The organism is Streptomyces sp. NPDC005925, assembly GCF_040638805.1.
GTDB lineage: Bacteria > Actinomycetota > Actinomycetes > Streptomycetales > Streptomycetaceae > Streptomyces.
Genome location: NZ_JBEXVL010000005.1, coordinates 305,243 through 321,048, shown reverse-complemented (window position 1 = coordinate 321,048; position 15,806 = coordinate 305,243). Strand labels below are relative to the sequence as shown.

Annotated in this window: 16 protein-coding genes and 1 riboswitch; of the genes, 3 read left to right on the top strand and 13 right to left on the bottom strand. The window is 72.6% G+C overall.

All coding sequences use genetic code 11. The annotated features are described in order from the left end of the window. Positions 1-102: 102 nt before the first annotated feature. From ABZ354_RS10080 to ABZ354_RS10070, 3 genes are all read right to left on the bottom strand, one after another. Positions 103-762 carry a TetR/AcrR family transcriptional regulator gene (locus tag ABZ354_RS10080; RefSeq protein ID WP_358654894.1) on the bottom strand — a complete coding sequence of 220 codons (660 nt, stop codon included), beginning with the start codon at positions 760-762 and terminating at the stop codon, positions 103-105. A 118-nt stretch (positions 763-880) separates the two neighbouring features. Next, the gene (locus ABZ354_RS10075; RefSeq protein ID WP_358654893.1) at positions 881-1,021 is read right to left on the bottom strand and encodes an SCO1431 family membrane protein; all 141 of its coding nucleotides are present in this window, start codon (positions 1,019-1,021) and stop codon (positions 881-883) included. Between the two features lie 143 nt (positions 1,022-1,164). Continuing rightward, complete coding sequence (locus tag ABZ354_RS10070; RefSeq protein ID WP_358654891.1) at positions 1,165-2,526, bottom strand: peptidase C39 family protein; 1,362 nt, start codon at positions 2,524-2,526, stop codon at positions 1,165-1,167. A gap of 226 nt (positions 2,527-2,752) precedes the next feature. On the opposite strand from ABZ354_RS10070, the gene ABZ354_RS10065 reads away from it, so the two are divergent. After that, entirely contained in the window at positions 2,753-3,373 is a 621-nt protein-coding gene (locus ABZ354_RS10065) for a hypothetical protein (RefSeq protein WP_358654995.1), read from the top strand. A gap of 444 nt (positions 3,374-3,817) precedes the next feature. Next, positions 3,818-5,680 (top strand): AAA family ATPase, encoded by a 1,863-nt coding sequence (locus ABZ354_RS10060; RefSeq protein ID WP_358654889.1) that lies wholly within the window; start codon positions 3,818-3,820, stop codon positions 5,678-5,680. Positions 5,681-5,707: 27 nt separating this feature from the next. Here the strand turns inward: ABZ354_RS10060 and ABZ354_RS10055 are convergent, their stop codons facing one another. The 9 genes from ABZ354_RS10055 to ABZ354_RS10015 form a co-directional block, all read right to left on the bottom strand. Then, complete coding sequence (locus tag ABZ354_RS10055; RefSeq protein ID WP_358654887.1) at positions 5,708-6,745, bottom strand: hemolysin family protein; 1,038 nt, start codon at positions 6,743-6,745, stop codon at positions 5,708-5,710. Continuing rightward, on the bottom strand, positions 6,742-8,088 hold the full coding sequence (locus tag ABZ354_RS10050) for a hemolysin family protein (protein WP_358654885.1): 1,347 nt from the start codon (positions 8,086-8,088) through the stop codon (positions 6,742-6,744). The genes ABZ354_RS10055 and ABZ354_RS10050 overlap by 4 nt, the downstream gene beginning before the upstream one ends. A 277-nt stretch (positions 8,089-8,365) precedes the next feature. Then, on the bottom strand, positions 8,366-8,821 hold the full coding sequence (locus ABZ354_RS10045) for a PH domain-containing protein (RefSeq protein WP_358654883.1): 456 nt from the start codon (positions 8,819-8,821) through the stop codon (positions 8,366-8,368). A gap of 10 nt (positions 8,822-8,831) precedes the next feature. Beyond that, on the bottom strand, positions 8,832-9,680 hold the full coding sequence (gene hisG, locus ABZ354_RS10040; protein WP_358654881.1) for an ATP phosphoribosyltransferase: 849 nt from the start codon (positions 9,678-9,680) through the stop codon (positions 8,832-8,834). Between the two features lie 44 nt (positions 9,681-9,724). Then, on the bottom strand, positions 9,725-9,997 hold the full coding sequence (locus tag ABZ354_RS10035) for a phosphoribosyl-ATP diphosphatase (RefSeq protein WP_358654879.1): 273 nt from the start codon (positions 9,995-9,997) through the stop codon (positions 9,725-9,727). Between the two features lie 31 nt (positions 9,998-10,028). Next, positions 10,029-10,517, bottom strand: a complete 489-nt coding sequence (ribH, locus tag ABZ354_RS10030) for a 6,7-dimethyl-8-ribityllumazine synthase (protein ID WP_358654877.1) — start codon at positions 10,515-10,517, stop codon at positions 10,029-10,031. Positions 10,518-10,568: 51 nt separating this feature from the next. Continuing rightward, positions 10,569-11,861: a bifunctional 3,4-dihydroxy-2-butanone-4-phosphate synthase/GTP cyclohydrolase II gene (locus ABZ354_RS10025; protein WP_358654875.1), complete on the bottom strand. Its 1,293-nt coding sequence runs from the start codon at positions 11,859-11,861 to the stop codon at positions 10,569-10,571. Continuing rightward, on the bottom strand, positions 11,858-12,502 hold the full coding sequence (locus tag ABZ354_RS10020; RefSeq protein WP_358654873.1) for a nicotinamide mononucleotide transporter family protein: 645 nt from the start codon (positions 12,500-12,502) through the stop codon (positions 11,858-11,860). The genes ABZ354_RS10025 and ABZ354_RS10020 overlap by 4 nt, the downstream gene beginning before the upstream one ends. After that, positions 12,499-13,101 carry a riboflavin synthase gene (locus tag ABZ354_RS10015; RefSeq protein ID WP_358654872.1) on the bottom strand — a complete coding sequence of 201 codons (603 nt, stop codon included), beginning with the start codon at positions 13,099-13,101 and terminating at the stop codon, positions 12,499-12,501. The genes ABZ354_RS10020 and ABZ354_RS10015 overlap by 4 nt, the downstream gene beginning before the upstream one ends. A gap of 149 nt (positions 13,102-13,250) precedes the next feature. Then, positions 13,251-13,381: riboswitch (FMN riboswitch) on the bottom strand. Positions 13,382-13,607: 226 nt separating this feature from the next. On the opposite strand from ABZ354_RS10015, the gene ABZ354_RS10010 reads away from it, so the two are divergent. Continuing rightward, positions 13,608-14,363, top strand: coding sequence for an NAD(P)H-binding protein (locus ABZ354_RS10010; RefSeq protein ID WP_358654870.1), 756 nt, complete (start codon positions 13,608-13,610; stop codon positions 14,361-14,363). A gap of 60 nt (positions 14,364-14,423) precedes the next feature. On the opposite strand, the gene ABZ354_RS10005 is transcribed toward ABZ354_RS10010, so the two are convergent. Continuing rightward, positions 14,424-15,620, bottom strand: coding sequence for an ROK family transcriptional regulator (locus tag ABZ354_RS10005; protein WP_358654868.1), 1,197 nt, complete (start codon positions 15,618-15,620; stop codon positions 14,424-14,426). Positions 15,621-15,806: the final 186 nt, after the last annotated feature.

The window sequence follows — 15,806 nt, the reverse complement described above, 5'->3', positions numbered from 1 at the left end:
CTTGGCGGGCATCGGTCGGGGCGGAGGCCCGAGGGCTTCCGCCCCTTCCTCACATGTCCGGGAACTCCGGGTGTCCGGACGACCCCACCGGCCGGGGCCGCCTCACGCGTCCCGGCGGGCGGGCTCCGGGGCCGGGTAGGCCGGGTCGATCTCCTCGACGGCCCGCAGGGTGCCGCCGAGCATCCTGACCAGCAGGTCGCTCATGGTCTCGCGGGGCAGCCCGGGCCGGTCGATCCAGTCCAGCGTGGCGCCCTCCACGGCGCACACCCAGCCGAGCAGCGCCATGCGCGCCAGCGGCCCGACGGCGCGGCGGCCGTACGCCCCCTCGGCGATGGTCGCCACCATCGCCTCCCGCACACCGTCCCGGATGGCGTGCACCTCGGTGTCGAAGCCGACGCCGCCGCTGACGATCGCGCGGTACGCGGCGTGATGGTGCTCCGCGTAGCGCAGATAGCTGTCGATGGTGCGGTGCACGCGCTCCGCCGGGGGCAGCCCGACGCCGCTTGCCGCGAGGTCGATCAAGCCGGCCACGGCGTCCTGGATGATCGCCAGGTAGTAGCCCCGCTTGGACTGGAAGTAGTAGTAGATCAGTCCCTTGGCGACATGCGCCTGCCGCGCTATGTCGTCCATCGACAGGGCGTCGTAGGACGTGTCGGCGAACAACTTCCGGCCTATGGCGATGAGTTCGGCACGACGCGCCACGGAACGCTGGGTGCCGCGCGCCCGGTGGGGGCGCACCGCGCCTTGTCGAGTGATGTTCACATTCGGCCCTGGTCTGCAGCGGGCGGCGGGACACCCGCAGTATGGCAGACCGGTGCCAGCCGCTTGTTCGACGCGGATTCGACAGAACCGGCGCCTCCGGCAGGACTGCCGGGCAGGATCAGAACAGGCCGAGCTGGGTGACGAGCATCGCGACGACCACCACGAGGACCCACCCCATGGCGTGCTCGACGATCTCCGGGCCGTCGTCCTTCGGGCCGCCGGTACGGGCACGGGCGGCTGCTGCTGGGTTCGCGGTCATGGCCCCTCGCTGGTGTTCGGAGTCGGTGGACGTCCCCCCACGGACTGTCCACCTTGCCACCCTGAGCGGCTTTTGCGGCGGAGACGTCGGTCACACGGGACGGGGCCCCGGCGTACCGGGGCCCCGCGTCGTACGGCTGTGGTTCAGCGCACGCCCACCGCGGCGAGCGCCTCGCACTGGGCAGCGGTCGGCTGCGCCGGGAAGTACAGGTAGCAGACGCCGCCCGTGCCGGAGACGACCTTGCCGGTGGAGTTGTAGCGCTTGGTGCGGAGCCAGACATTTTCCCACTCGCGACGCTTGTAGACGCGCCGCACCTGCTCGTCGCTGTCCGAGGCGGGGTCGTTGGCGATCACGTCGCCGTCGGCCGTGAAGCCGATCACGGTCATCAGGTGGCCGGAGGTGCCGTACCCGGCCCCGGTCAGCTCCTCCTTGAGGAACGACTGGGACGTGATGGCGGGGATGCCCGCCGCGATCAGGGTCTCCAGGTCGGTGAGGGAACCGAGCCGGGTGACGACGCCCTGGAGTCCGTCGAAGGTGGCCGCGTAGGCGGCGTTGAACGGCCAGTTCCCGCAGCCGGTGTACTGGTGGTCGTAGGTGTGCCGGGCCGCGTGGCACACCTGCGGGTCCGCGAAGGACGGGTCGACCCAGGAGAGCTGCTCGGGGGTGAGCCGGCCGCCCCAGTACTCGATGATCATCTGGGAGGACGTGGGGCTGCACCAGGCCTCGCCGCCGTTGTCGTACTCCGGGTACTGGCCCCGGTGGATCTCCTGCGAGTAGCGCGGCACGGCCAGTTCGCGCGCGAGGCCGGGCGTGGACGCCGGGACGGTGAAGCGGTCCGGGACGTCGGAGCCCATCGCGCCGGCCCGCCACACGGTGGGCGTCAGGTTCGTACCGGGCTTGCGGTAGAGCGTGAGCCGCAGGCGGTACGAGACCAGGCGCAGGCCGGAGGCCGCGTCGTCGATCGCGAAGGTGTCCGTCCAGATGCTGCTCCTGCCGTCGCCCTGGTCGTCGACCGAGGTCCGCCGGATGTCCCGGTCGCTCGCGGCCCAGCGGCCCATCACGTACCAGGGTGTGCCGGTGCCGTCGGAGTAGGTGCCCTGCAGCTCGATCTGGAGCCAGGTCCCGTCGGGCGTGTGGGCGTTCCAGGAGGCGATGGCCTCGGTGGCGGGGACGGTGAGCTTGTGGACGGGGGACGTCCAGGTGGCGTACTCCCAGGCGGCGGTGGTGCCGGTGTGCGGGTCGGTGTAGTCGACGGTCCCGGCCGGGCTGCCGATGGCGACGCCAGGACGGTCCCCGGAGACGACGCGCGTACCCGTGGCCTTGCCGGCGCGCCAGTCGCGGTACGTGGTCCAGGCCCGGTTGTCGACGGGGCGGGCCGGCGTCGCGCGCGGTTTGCCGGCGTGGTGGCCCTGGTCGGCGGCCGCGGTTCCCGTACCGGCGGCGACCGCGGCGGCGAGGGCGGCGGTCAGCACGACGCGGCGGGACGGCTGTTCGGCTCTGCTCATGGGCAGGAGACCCCCAGGTATCGGATTCAGGCAGGTCCGTTGCATGGTCGTGCGCCAACTATGGACGCCCGCCACCGGGTCCGGCCAGCACTTGGGCCCATGCCGCGCCGAGCAATATTGGCCTCTACCACTGGCATGACCCGCCCCGCGGCACACGCGGCCCGACAGCCCCCGCCGTTTACAGTGCTGGGGCCCCACCGACGCACCCCGACCCCAGGGATCAGCCATTCACTCTCTCGCCTCCCGGATCCGCCGCCTCCCGCCGTCCTGCGGGCCGGTCCGCCTGATCGGCGTCGACGGGCACGCCGGGTCCGGGAAGACCACGTTCGCCGCGGAGTTGGCCGCCGCGCTGGACGACGCCCCGGTGCTGCATCTCGACGACATCGCCAGCCACGACGAGTTGTTCGCCTGGACGGGGCGGCTGCGGGAGCAGGTGATCGGCCCGCTCGGCCGCGGCGAGAGCGCGCACTACGCCCCCTACGACTGGCGGGCCGGGCGGTTCGGTCCGCCCCGCGCGCTGCCGCCCGCGCCGGTGGTCCTCGTGGAGGGCGTCGGCGCCGGCCGTCGCGCGCTGCGCCCGCAGCTGGCGCTGCTGCTGTGGATGGAGGTGCCGCGCGAGGAGGCGTGGCGGCGGGGGCGGGAACGGGACGGCGAGGAGCAGCGGGACTTCTGGGCCGGATGGGTCGAGGCGGAGGCGCGGCACTTCGCCGAGGACCCCTCCCGGCCCTTCGCCGACCTCCTGGTGGAGCGGGGACGGCGGGGATGCACGGTGCTTCCGGGCCCCGTCCGGGCCCCCGCCGCGGACCCGCCCCTCACGCACGGTGACGGCCCGCATTCGATGTGGTGAAACGGTGAAGCAGCCGGTCGGGGGAACTTTCGCGCGTGCTCCAACCCGGCTTGACCGGCGAGCCGTACAGGACTTACGTTCTCAATGAGCGGTCCTTAGACGACCGCCGGAAGACGCGAAGCCCCCGATTGTTCCCCCGTGATCGGGGGCTTCGTCCTGTCCTCATCCCCTTCCCGGCGCCTCTTCCCGCCCCCGAGGGACGCCGAACGCTAACCGTGGGTCACCGTGCGGTGTGCGCCCCATGTGCTCCCACCTCGCGGAACGGACTGTGCGGCACCCTTCGGCAGAGCGTCACCACGCGGGTACGATGCCTTCGGTGCGATCTACCGGACGGCTGCTCACGCACCGGCAACTCCGTTCCGCAGCACAGTGGTTCGACCAAAGGCGGCTCTCGGGCGACGGCTCGGCGGCATACCGACGGGGGCACGGTTCTTGGGGGACGTGATGGACTTCGGCACCCGGGGCTCCGAGGGCCCGGCCGATCTGGCCTGGCTCAGGGGCGTGGACGCCTACACCATGGGCGCGTATCCGCAGGCCGAAGAGGAGTTCCGGGCGGCGGTACGGCTGGATCCGGGGATGGCGGACGGCTGGCTGGGGCTGCACGCGCTGCGCGTCGACACGACGACCGCACTGCTGCGGATGCACCGGCACCGGGACCGCTTCGGGGAGCAGCGCGCCCGGCACCGGCGCTCCCTCAACTCCTGGTACTGGCTGGGCTGGTGGGTGCAGCCGGTGCTGGAGAGCCCGCGGGACCTGCTGCTCGCGCACGCCTCGCACTGGCTGGACGGCCGGCACGTACCGGAGCTGGACCGGGCGCTCGCGAGTCTGCCGCCCGTCGACACCGACCCGCAGGTCCGCTTCCTGCACGCGTGCCGCGCCTATCTCGTCAAGGACTGGGAACAGCTCGTCCGGCACACCGACTCGCTCCTCGACGACCCGCTGCTCGGTATCGAGGCGGGCCTGTTCGGCGGGATGGCCCGGGTACGCCTGGAGATGTACGGACAGGCCGAGCCTTTGCTGTCGGCGGCCCTGATGCGCTGCCGCAGCGAGCAGCCGCAGCGCAAGGAGCTGCGCTACTGGCTGGCCCGCGCCCACGAGGGCACCGGCCGGTCGGCGGCGGCGCTCCCGCTGTACCGGGCGGTGCACCGTGTCGACCCGGGGTTCATGGACACCTCCGCGCGGCTCGCGGCGATCGCCGAGGGCGACGGGTACGACGACTCCGCCGACCTCGCGGCGATCACGCTGACGGGCGCCGGGCAGGACATGGTGGACGGCCCCGACCTCCTCGACCCGCTGTTCGGCACCGAGGGCCGCGACCTGAAACTCGGCCCCGAGCCGTCGGCGTCCGCTTCCCTGCCGACGGTGCCGGACCGGGCGGCGCGCGAGAAGTCCGGCGGGCCCGCGCCGTCCCTGCCCTCGGGCCCCACCGACCCGGACCTGCTGCGGGAGGCGCTCGCCGAGCTGGAGCGCATGGTGGGCCTGGAACCGGTCAAGCGCCAGGTCAAGGCACTGTCGGCGCAGTTGAACATGGCGAGGCTGCGGGCCGGGCAGGGCCTGCCGGTGCAGCCGCCGAAGCGGCACTTCGTGTTCTCCGGCCCGTCCGGCACCGGCAAGACCACGGTGGCCCGCATCCTCGGCCGGGTCTTCTACGCCCTCGGTCTGCTCGGCGGCGACCACCTGGTGGAGGCGCAGCGGGCCGACCTGGTCGGCGAATACCTCGGGCAGACGGCCGTGAAGGCCAATGAGCTGATCGACTCCGCGCTCGGCGGGGTGCTCTTCGTCGACGAGGCGTACTCGCTGTCCAACTCGGGCTACGGCAAGGGCGACGCGTACGGCGACGAGGCGCTGCAGGTGCTGCTGAAACGGGCCGAGGACAACCGGGACCACCTCGTGGTGATCCTCGCCGGGTATCCGGAGGGCATGGACCGGCTGCTCGCCGCCAACCCCGGGCTGTCGTCCCGCTTCACGACGCGCGTCGACTTCCCCTCGTACCGGCCGGTGGAGCTCACGAAGATCGGCACGGTGCTCGCCGCGGAGAACGGCGACCAGTGGGACGACGAGGCGCTGGACGAGCTGCGGGCGCTGGCCGGGCACGTCGTGGAGCAGGGGTGGCTCGACGAGCTGGGCAACGGGCGGTTCCTGCGGACGCTGTACGAGAAGAGCTGTGCCTACCGGGACCTGCGGCTGTCGACGTACCCGGGCGTGCTCACCCGGGAGGACTTGGCCACGTTGCGGCTGCCGGACCTGATGCAGGCGTACGGGGAAGTGCTGTCGGGGCGGGGGCCGCAGAACCCGTCGGGGTCCTGAGGCCGCCCGCCCCGGGCGCTCCGCCGGCTAGGTCATGGTCAGTTCCTGCCGGTGGGCCGGGTCGCGGACCTCTCCGACGAGGAGTTCCAGGACGTCCTCCAGGGCCACCAGGCCGAGGACCTTCCCTGAGGCGTCCGTGACCTGGGCGAGGTGGGTGGCCGCCCGGCGCATGACCGTCAGGGCGTCGTCCAGCGGAAGGTCGGGCCTGAGGGTCGTCATGGGGCGCCAGATCTGCTGGGGCACCGCGCGGTCGGAGTCCTCCAGGTCGAGGACGTCCTTCACATGCAGGTAGCCCATGAAGGCGCCGCCGTCGACGGCGATCGGGAAGCGGGAGTAGCCGGTGCGCGCGGTGAGTTCGACGATCCGGCCCGGGGTGACCGAGGGGCTGACCGTGACCAGCGACTCGTGCTTCAGCAGGACGTCCGTGACCGGACGGGAGCCCAGTTCCAGGGCGTCCTCCAGGCGTTCCTGCTCCTCCGGGTCGAGGAGGCCGGCCTGCCCGGAGTCCTCCACCAGCCGGTTGAGCTGCTCGCTGGTGAAGACGGCCTCGATCTCGTCCTTCGGCTCGACCCGGAACAGCCGGAGCACGCCCTGGGCGCAGGCGCCGAGGGCGACCGTGACCGGGCGGCACAGCCGGGCGAAGGCGACCAGGCCGGGGCCGAGCCACAGCGCGGCCTTCTCCGGCGCGGCCATCGCCAGGTTCTTCGGGACCATCTCGCCGATGACGAGGTGGAAGAAGACGACGGTGGCCAGCGCGATGACGTAGCCCAGCGGGTGGATCATCGCGTGCGGCAGGTGGAGTCCCTCGAAGACCGGCTCCAGCAGCTGCGCCACCGTCGGTTCGGCGACGGCGCCGAGGGTCAGCGAGCAGATGGTGATGCCGAACTGCGCTGCGGCCATCATCTCGGGCAGGCGCTCCAGGCCGTGGAGGACCTGGCGGGCGCGGGTGGTGCCGAGGGGTTCGATCTGGCTGCGCCGCACGGACACGAGCGCGAACTCGGCGCCCACGAAGAAGCCGTTGGCGAGTACGAGCAGCGCGGCGAACATCAGTTGCAGGACGCTCATCGGGCGGCCCCCGCGGCCGGGGCGGTCGACTCCACGAGGGGTGCCGTCCGCACGATCCGGACCCGCTCGGCACGGTAGTGGCCGACCTGCCGGACGGTGAGCCGCCAGCCGGGCAGTTCGGCCCGGTCGCCGACGGCCGGGATCCGGCCGAGCAGGCCGGCGACCAGGCCGGCGACCGTCTCGTACGGGCCTTCGGGTGCGGTGAGGCCGATGCGCCGCAGCGCGTCGACGCGGCAGCCGCCGTCGGCGTCCCAGGCGGGCCGGCCGTCCTCGGGCGGGGCGGCGGCGAGCTCGGGCAGGTCGTGCCCGTCGTGCTCGTCGCGCACCTCGCCGACGATCTCCTCGACGATGTCCTCCAGGGTGACGACGCCGGCGGTGCCGCCGTACTCGTCCACGACGACCGCGATGGGCTGCTCGCTGCGCAGCCGGGTGAGCAGGGGCCGTACGGGCAGGGTCTCGGGGACGAGGAGCGCCGGGCGGGCGATGCGGCAAACGGAGGTGCGCAGCCGGTCGCCGACGGGCACGGCCAGGGCGTCCTTGAGGTGGACCATGCCGACGATCTCGTCGATCTTCTCCCGGTAGACGGGGAAGCGGGACAGGCCGGTGGCCCGGGTGAGGTTGACGACGTCCTCGGCGGTCGCCGACGACTGCAGGGCGCTCACTCTCACCCGCGGGGTCATGACGTGCTGCGCGGTCAGCTCGCCCAGGGACAGGGTGCGGACGAACAGGTCGGCCGTGTCCTGTTCGAGGGCGCCGGCCCGGGCGGAGTGCCGGGCCAGGGAGACCAGCTCGCCCGGGGTGCGGGCGGAGGCCAGTTCGTCGGCGGGCTCGAAGCCGAGGGCCCGTACGAGCCGGTTCGCCACGGCGTTCAGCCCGGCGATCACCGGGCGGAACAGGCGCGCGAAGACGTGCTGCGGGCCGGCGACGAAGCGCGCGACCTGCATCGGACGGGACACCGCCCAGTTCTTGGGCACGAGTTCGCCGATCACCATCTGCACGGCCGAGGCCAGCAGCATGCCGACGACGACGGCCACGCCGGACACCGCGCCGCCGGGCACGCCGACCGCGGTGACGGGGCCGCTGAGCAGCGCGGCCAGCGCCGGTTCGGCGAGCATGCCGACCACGAGGGACGTGATGGTGATGCCGAGCTGGGTGCCGGAGAGCTGGAACGACAGTTCTTTGAGCGACTCGACGACCCGGAGGGCGCGTCGGTCGCCGTCGGCGGCGGCCTGTTCGGCCTCGGGGCGTTCGACGGTCACCAGGCCGAACTCGGCCGCGACGAAGAAGCCGTTGGCGAGGATCAGCAGGAACGCGGCTGCCAGGAGCAGCAGGGGGATGGTCATGATGCCGCCGCCTCCGCGTGGGCGCGGACCGGGTCCGCGCTATGTCGGCAGGGGGCGGCGCAGGTACTGCAGGACGATCCGTCCATCGCCGGAGAGGGTCACTCCTCTGATAGTTGGGAGCCCCTGGGCACCGGGCGGGCGTCAGGGGCGGAGGCGCGACGACACGCCTCCGCCAACAGAATATTCAAGACAGGGGCAATTGCGGCAGGGTGGTCGGCGTCGATCGGACGCCGACCCGTTCTCGATCGGGTCTCGATCGGTTTGGGTGCGGTCCGGGTCAGTCGCGGGTGGCCTCGGGGCCGGCGACGGACCGGGCGTCGACCAGCGCACGCAGGGCCCGCGCGTCGGAGAGGGCGCGCTGCCGGGCGATGCCGGGCTGGATGCCGAGCGCGGGCAGGCTGGTGCCGTCGCTGAGGTTCAGGAACACCCACGGGTCGCCGGGGCGGAGGTTCACCGACACGATCTCGGCCCATTCCAGGCGCCGCCTCGTGGTGAGGTTGACCACGGTGACGCCGGACTCCTCGGCAACCACCCGGGGCCGGGACAGCATCAGCAGCACGCCGGCGAGCAGGGCCGCCGTCAGGAGGAAACTGGCGCGCTCCCCCGGTCCGAGGGGCTCCAGCATCAGAGCGACGGTCGTGACGACCGCGAAGATCGCCACGGCCGCGGTGAGCATGACCACGCGGGTCCGGGCCGGCCGGAACGTGACGGGGAGGTCGGGCAGATCGGGCATGGCGCGTCCCTCAGAGGCGGCAGGCGTGGATGGCCGTGGTGAGGATGGCGCGGGCGCCGATCTCGTACAGGTCGTCCATGATCCGCTGCGCCTCCTTGGCGGGGACCATGGCACGGACGGCGACCCAGCCCTCGTTGTGCAGCGGGGACACGGTCGGGGACTCCAGGCCGGGGGTCAGCGCGACGGCCTTCTCCAGCTGCTCGACCCGGCAGTCGTAGTCCATCATCACGTACGTCCGGGCCACCAGGACGCCCTGGAGGCGGCGCAGGAACTGCCGCACCTTGGGCTCGTCGCTGTCGGCGCCGGTGCGGCGGACGACGACGGCCTCGGACGTCATGATCGGCTCACCGATGACCTCGAGGCCCGCGTTGCGCAGCGAGGTGCCGGTCTCCACGACGTCGGCGATGACCTCCGCGACGCCCAGCTCGATCGCGGTCTCCACGGCGCCGTCGAGGTGGACGACGGAGGCGTCGATGCCGCTGTCGGCGAGGTATTTGGCGACGATGCCCTCGTAGGAGGTGGCGATCGTCAGGCCGTTGAGGTCCTCGACGCCGGTCGCGGTGCCGGGCTTGGTGGCGTAGTGGAAGGTGGAGCGGGCGAAGCCGAGCGGGAGGATCTCCTCGGCGCCGGCGCCGGAGTCGACCAACAGGTCGCGGCCGGTGATGCCGATGTCGAGGCGGCCCGAGGAGACGTAGATCGCGATGTCGCGGGGGCGGAGGTAGAAGAACTCGACGTCGTTGACCGGGTCGACGACGCGGAGTTCCTTGGACTCGCGGCGCTGCTGGTAGCCGGCCTCATGGAGCATCTCCCCCGCAGGTCCGGACAGGGAACCCTTGTTGGGGAGGGCGATGCGCAGCATGAGGTCGGCTTCCTTCGCGTGGTGTTGAGGGGGAACGGTGGGGCTCAGAGGTGGGCGTAGACGTCGTCCAGGGAGATGCCGCGGGCGACCATCATCACCTGGACGTGGTACAGCAGCTGGGAGATCTCCTCGGCGGCCGCGCCCTTGCCCTCGTACTCGGCGGCCATCCAGACCTCGGCGGCTTCTTCTACGACCTTCTTGCCGATGGCGTGGACGCCCTTCTCCACCAGTTCCGCGGTGCGGGAGGTGGCGGGATCGCCGTGGGCGGCCTTGTGCTGGAGCTCGGTGAAGAGCTCCTCGAACGTCTTCTTGGACATGGTGTCGCCCACTTTACGCGTAGTGCCGGACCTACTGGCGCCACGGTTCGGATACCGAGCGCAGCGTGGCCGCCGTGGCGACCGCCGCCGTCACCGCCTCGTGTCCCTTGTCCTCGTTCGAGCCGGGCAGGCCGGCGCGGTCCAGGGCCTGCTCCTCGGTGTCGCAGGTCAGGACACCGAAGCCGACGGGGACGCCGGTCTCGATGGACACCTGGGTGAGGCCCTGGGTGACGCCCTGGCAGACGTAGTCGAAGTGCGGGGTGCCGCCGCGGATGACGACGCCGAGGGCGACGACCGCGTCGTAGCCGCGGCCGGCGAGGACCTTGGCGACCACGGGGAGCTCGAAGCTGCCCGGGACGCGCAGCAGGGTCGGCTCGTCGATGCCGAGTTCGGTGAGGGCGCGCAGGGCGCCGTCCACCAGTCCGTCCATCACCTTGTCGTGCCACTGTGCCGCGACGACGGCGACCCTGAGGTCTCCGACGTTCTGTACGGACAGTTCCGGTGCGCCCTTGCCGCTCACGTTCTTCGTCTCCTCGGTGGATGGTGCGTGGGGTGGGTGGTGCGTGGTGGGTTACTGGTTGCCGCAGGCCGCGACGGGGGCGGGGGCGTCCAGCCAGGGCAGGTCGTGGCCCATCCGGTCGCGTTTGGTGCGCAGGTAGCGGAGGTTGTGCTCGCCGGCGGTCACGGGCATGGGCTCGCGGCCGGTGACCTCGATGCCGTGCCGGACGAGGGCGGCGGTCTTGTCGGGGTTGTTGGTCATGAGGCGGACGCCGCGCACGCCGAGGTCCTCGAGGATCCGGGCGCCGGCGCCGTAGTCCCGGGCGTCGGCGGGCAGGCCGAGTTCCAGGTTGGCGTCGAGGGTGTCCCGGCCGCGCTCCTGGAGTTCGTAGGCGCGCAGTTTGGACATCAGGCCGATGCCGCGTCCTTCGTGGCCGCGCAGATAGACGACGACGCCCCGGCCGGCGGCCCGGATGCGGGCGAGGGAGGCGTCCAGCTGGGGGCCGCAGTCGCAGCGCTGGGAGCCGAACACGTCGCCGGTGAGGCACTCGGAGTGGATCCGGACGAGGACGTCCCGGCCGTCGCCGATCTCGCCGTGCACGAGGGCGACGTGCTCGACGCCGTCGACGGTGGAGCGGTAGCCGTACGCCGTGAACGTGCCGTGGGCGGTGGGCAGCTGGACCTCGGCCTCGCGGCGGACGGTGGGTTCGGAGTTTCGGCGGTAGGCGATCAGGTCCTCGATGGAGATGATCGTCAGGCCGTGCTTGCGGGCGAACGGGACGAGTTCCGGCAGCCGGAGCATGCTGCCGTCCTCGCCGGCGATCTCGACGATCGCGCCGGCCGGGCGCAGCCCGGCGAGCCGGGCGAGGTCGACGGCCGCCTCGGTGTGGCCGTTGCGCACGAGGACGCCGCCGGAGCGGGCGCGCAGCGGGAAGATGTGCCCGGGGCGCACGAGGTCGTCCGGCTCGGCGGTGCCGCTCGCCAGGAGCTGGAGGGTGGTGGCGCGGTCGGCGGCGGAGATGCCGGTGGTGACGCCGTGCGCCCCGGAGGCGTCGACGGAGACCGTGAACGCGGTCTGCATGGACTCGGTGTTGTCCTCGACCATCTGCGGCAGCCGGAGCCGGTCGAGTTCGTCGCTCTCCATGGGAGCGCAGATCAGGCCGCGGCACTCGCTCATCATGAACGCGACGATCTCGGGCGTGGCCATCTCGGCGGCGATGACGAGGTCGCCCTCGTTCTCGCGGTCCTCGTCGTCGACGACCACGACCGGGCGGCCGGCCGCGATGTCGGCGATGGCCTGCTCGACGGGGTCGAGGGCGAGGTCCTCGAACGTGCCGGTGCTGTACAGGACGGGTGCCGCGGTCATGCTGGGGCTCCTTCCGGGACGGGCCGCGCTGCTTCGCGGGAGCGCAGCCACCAGTCGCGCAGGCCCCACAGGACGAGCGCGCCGTAGAGGACGTAGACGAAGCCGGAGAAGGCGAAGCCGTTGGCGAAGTTCAGCGGGACGCCGACCAGGTCGACGAGCAGCCACGCGAACCAGAACTCGACCATGCCGCGCGCCTGGGCGTACATGGCGACGACGGTGCCGACGAAGATGTAGGCGTCCGGCCAGGGGTCCCAGGACAGGGACGGGTAGAGGGTGAACAGTCCGCCGACGGCGAGGGTGCCCACGGCGGCGGCGCCGGCCAGCGCGCCGCGCTCGCCCCAGGTCGCGAACCGTACGGCGACGGAGCCGTCCTTGGCCTGACCGGTGTCGCGCCGCCACTGCCAGAAGCCGTAGCCGGCGACGAGCATGACGACGATCTGCTTCCCGGCGCTGCCGGAGAGGTGGGCGGTGGCGAAGGCGGCGAAGAGGACGAGGCCGGAGACGAACTGGGCCGGCCAGGTCCAGATCGAGCGCCGCCAGCCGAGCGCGAGGGCGATCAGACCGATCACGTTGCCGATCATGTCCGACCATCGGATGTGCTGGTCGAGGATGACGAAGGCCTCGGAGTTGAGCCAGTTCACCGGGTCACCTCACGGTCGCCCAGCATGCGCTCGACGTACTTGGCGATGACGTCGACCTCGAGGTTGACCGGGTCGCCGGGCTGTTTGAGGCCGAGCGTGGTCAGGGCGAGGGTGGTGGGGATGAGGCTGACGGTGAAGAAGTCGGGGCCCGCGTCGACGACGGTGAGGCTGATGCCGTCGACGGTGATGGAGCCCTTCTCCACGACGTAGCGGGAGAGGCCGGCGGGCAGGGAGATCTTCACGATCTCCCAGTGCTCGGAGGGCTCGCGCTCCAGGATCTCCCCGGTGCCGTCGACGTGGCCCTGCACGATGTGGCCGCCGAGGCGGGCGCCCACGGCGGTGGGGCGTTCGAGGTTGACCCGGGAGCCGACGGCGAGGGCGCCGATGCTGGAGCGGTTCAGGGTCTCGGCCATCACGTCGGCGGTGAACTCGTCGCCCTCGTGGTCGACGACGGTGAGGCAGACGCCGTTGACGGCGATGGAGTCGCCGTGTTTCGCGCCGTCGGTGACGACGGGGCCGCGCAGTCGGAAGCGACAGGCGTCGTCGAGGTTCTCGACGGCGGTGATCTCGCCCAGCTCTTCGACGATTCCGGTGAACACTTCCCGGGTCCTCCTGCCTCGTGGGGCGCGGACTCCGGGGCTGTCGATGACGACAGGGTTCAACGGACGGGAGCACCGGGGGCAAACGCCGGACGAGGCTCGCTCCCGCGGAACGAACCGGTACGGCGGCGCACACGCATGCTCGCCCGCCGCGCACTGCCTCCCATCCGGACTTTAACCGTCGGTCCAGGAATTTCACCTGGTCAACCGGTCACTGGAGGTGACCGGGTCGCGGACTTTAACCGCCGGTTCGGACTTTCACCGACCCCGGAGTGCGCTGCTGCTTGTACACGCCCAGTCTGCCATGCCCGGTCCGCACACCCATACGGGTCAGAAGTGTGGGGAGTCTCACAGGCCGTGACCAGCTGTTCTCCGTCCGTGCTCCATCATCTTTCGACCGTGTCCGCACCGGCGGGCGGTTGTCCCCGGCGGCGACGGCTACTCGGTGCCCGTTGGCGAGGGCGCTCCGTCCGGGGGCGCCCCGGCGTGCGGAAGGGCTGAGCGGTATGACCATGATCCTGGTGACCGGTGGCACCGGAATCCTCGGCCGTCATGTCGGCGAGCGGTTGCGCGCGGACGGGCACGAGGTGCGTGTCCTCAGCCGCCACTCCCGTCCGTACGCCGTCGATCTGCGCGAGGGCGGCGCCGGGCTGGACGCGGCCGTGGCGGGCGTGGACACGGTCGTGCACTGCGCGACGAGCCCGCGCGGCGGGGACGAGGAGGCGGCGGGGCATCTCCTGGCGGCGGCGCGGCGGGCGGGCTTGGGGCACCTGGTCTACATCTCGATCGTCGGCGTCGACCGGGTCCCCTTCGCCTACTACAGGACGAAGATGGCGGTCGAGAAGCTGGTCGAGGAGTCGGGTCTGGACTGGACGGTGCTGCGGGCGACGCAGTTCCACGATCTGCTCGTGCAGGTGTTCGGCGTGCTGTCCAGATCGCCGGTGATGATGCTGCCGGCCGGGGTGCGGGACCAGCCCGTCGAGGTCACGGAGGTCGCCGGGCGGCTCGCCGAGCTGGCCCTGGGCAGGCCGGCGGGGCGGGTGGCGGACATGGGCGGGCCCGAGGTGCGGTCGCTCGAATCGCTGGCCCGTGCCTACCTCGCGGCGGCCGGGCGGCGCCGTGCGGTGGTGAACGTGCCGATGGCGGGCCGGGCGTACCGCGCCTTCCGCGCGGACGGGCACCTCACGCCGGAGCGGGCGGTGGGCGCCGGGACGTTCGAGGAGTACCTGGCGGCACGGTTCGGCGCGCGGCGGCATGCCTGAGGGGCGCAGGGGGCACGGCTCGGGGCCGGGCGGCACGGTGGGCCGTTCGGAGCCGGCTCGTCACCGGCGGGGTGCGGGGGCGAACAGGTCGTCCTGGGCGTGGTCCCGGGCCGTCAGCAGGGCGCCGCGCAGGACCGCTTCGCCGCCCAGGGTGCTCGGGCGTACCTCCGTGGGCAGCGGGGACATGCGGGCCAGCCGGGTGCGGACCCGGTCGGCGAGGGCTTCGCCGCCGGCCCGGCCCACCTCGCCGGCGAGCACCACGCAGCCGGGGTCGAGGACGGACACGACGGCGGCGGCGCCGAGCACGACGCGGTCGGCGAGGATGTCGAGGAAGCGTGCGGCGGACGGGTCCGTGCCGGCGTGTCCGACGGCCGCGCGGACCAGGGCCGCGGCGTGCGGTTCGTGCCGGGCGGGGTCGGCGGTGACACCGTGCCGCGCGGCGAGTGCCGCGACCGCCGACGCGCCGGCCAGGGCGTGGAAGCCGCCGCCGCAGTCGGTGGCCGACGGCAGCCCGCCCGTCCCGGGCACCGGCAGGAACCCGATCTCGCCCGCGCCGCCGGACCGGCCCCGGCGCAGCGTGCCGTCGAGGACGAGCGCGGCACCGATGCCCATGCCCAGCCACAGCAGGACGAACGTGTCCCGGTCGCGGGCGGCGCCGTCGCGCTGTTCGGCCAGGGCGGCGAGGTTGGTCTCGTTCTCGACGCTGACCCGGGCCTGCGGAAGGCGTTCCTGGAGGGCGGCCACCAGGCTGCGGTGCCACTGGGGCAGACCGGTGGAGTCGCGCAGTTCGCCGCCCGCCGGGTCGATCAGGCCGGGCGCGCCGATGCCGACGGTGTGCAGCCGGTCGGCCCCGGCCTGCCGGGCGACGCGTTCGACCAGGGCGACCGCCTGCTCCACGGCGGGCTCGGTCCCGGTGGCGGCGTCGATGGGCAGGGCTCCCTCGGCGAGCACCCGGCCGAGCAGGTCGCAGACGGCCACGGCGACGCCTTCGGTACGTACGTCGAGGGCGGCCAGGTGGGCGCGGTCGGCGACGATGCCGTACAGCTTGGCGTTGGGGCCGCGGCGCTGCTCGCCCGTCTCGCCGACGACGGCGATCAGGCCGGAGTCGGTGAGGCGTTCGACGAGGTCGGCGACGGACGGCCGGGACAGGCCGGTGAGCTGCTTGAGCTGCCCCGCCGTCAACGGGCCCTCCTGCTGCAGGAAGCGCAGGGCGAGCCGGTCGTTGATGGCCCGGGCCGTGCGCGGGGATGCGGGCATACCGGGATCCTTCCAGATGGGCGCCGACGGGCTGCCGGCCACCGGCGTGGCGGGACACCGCCGTGGCGCCGGACGCAGCCGTGCGTCGGGGGATCGAGACACCGCGTGGGACCCCGGTCGAGGCACCGCCGGGGACACCACTATCTATCAGGCAGGGTCCCTGATAATTTACGCCGTCGGAGACGG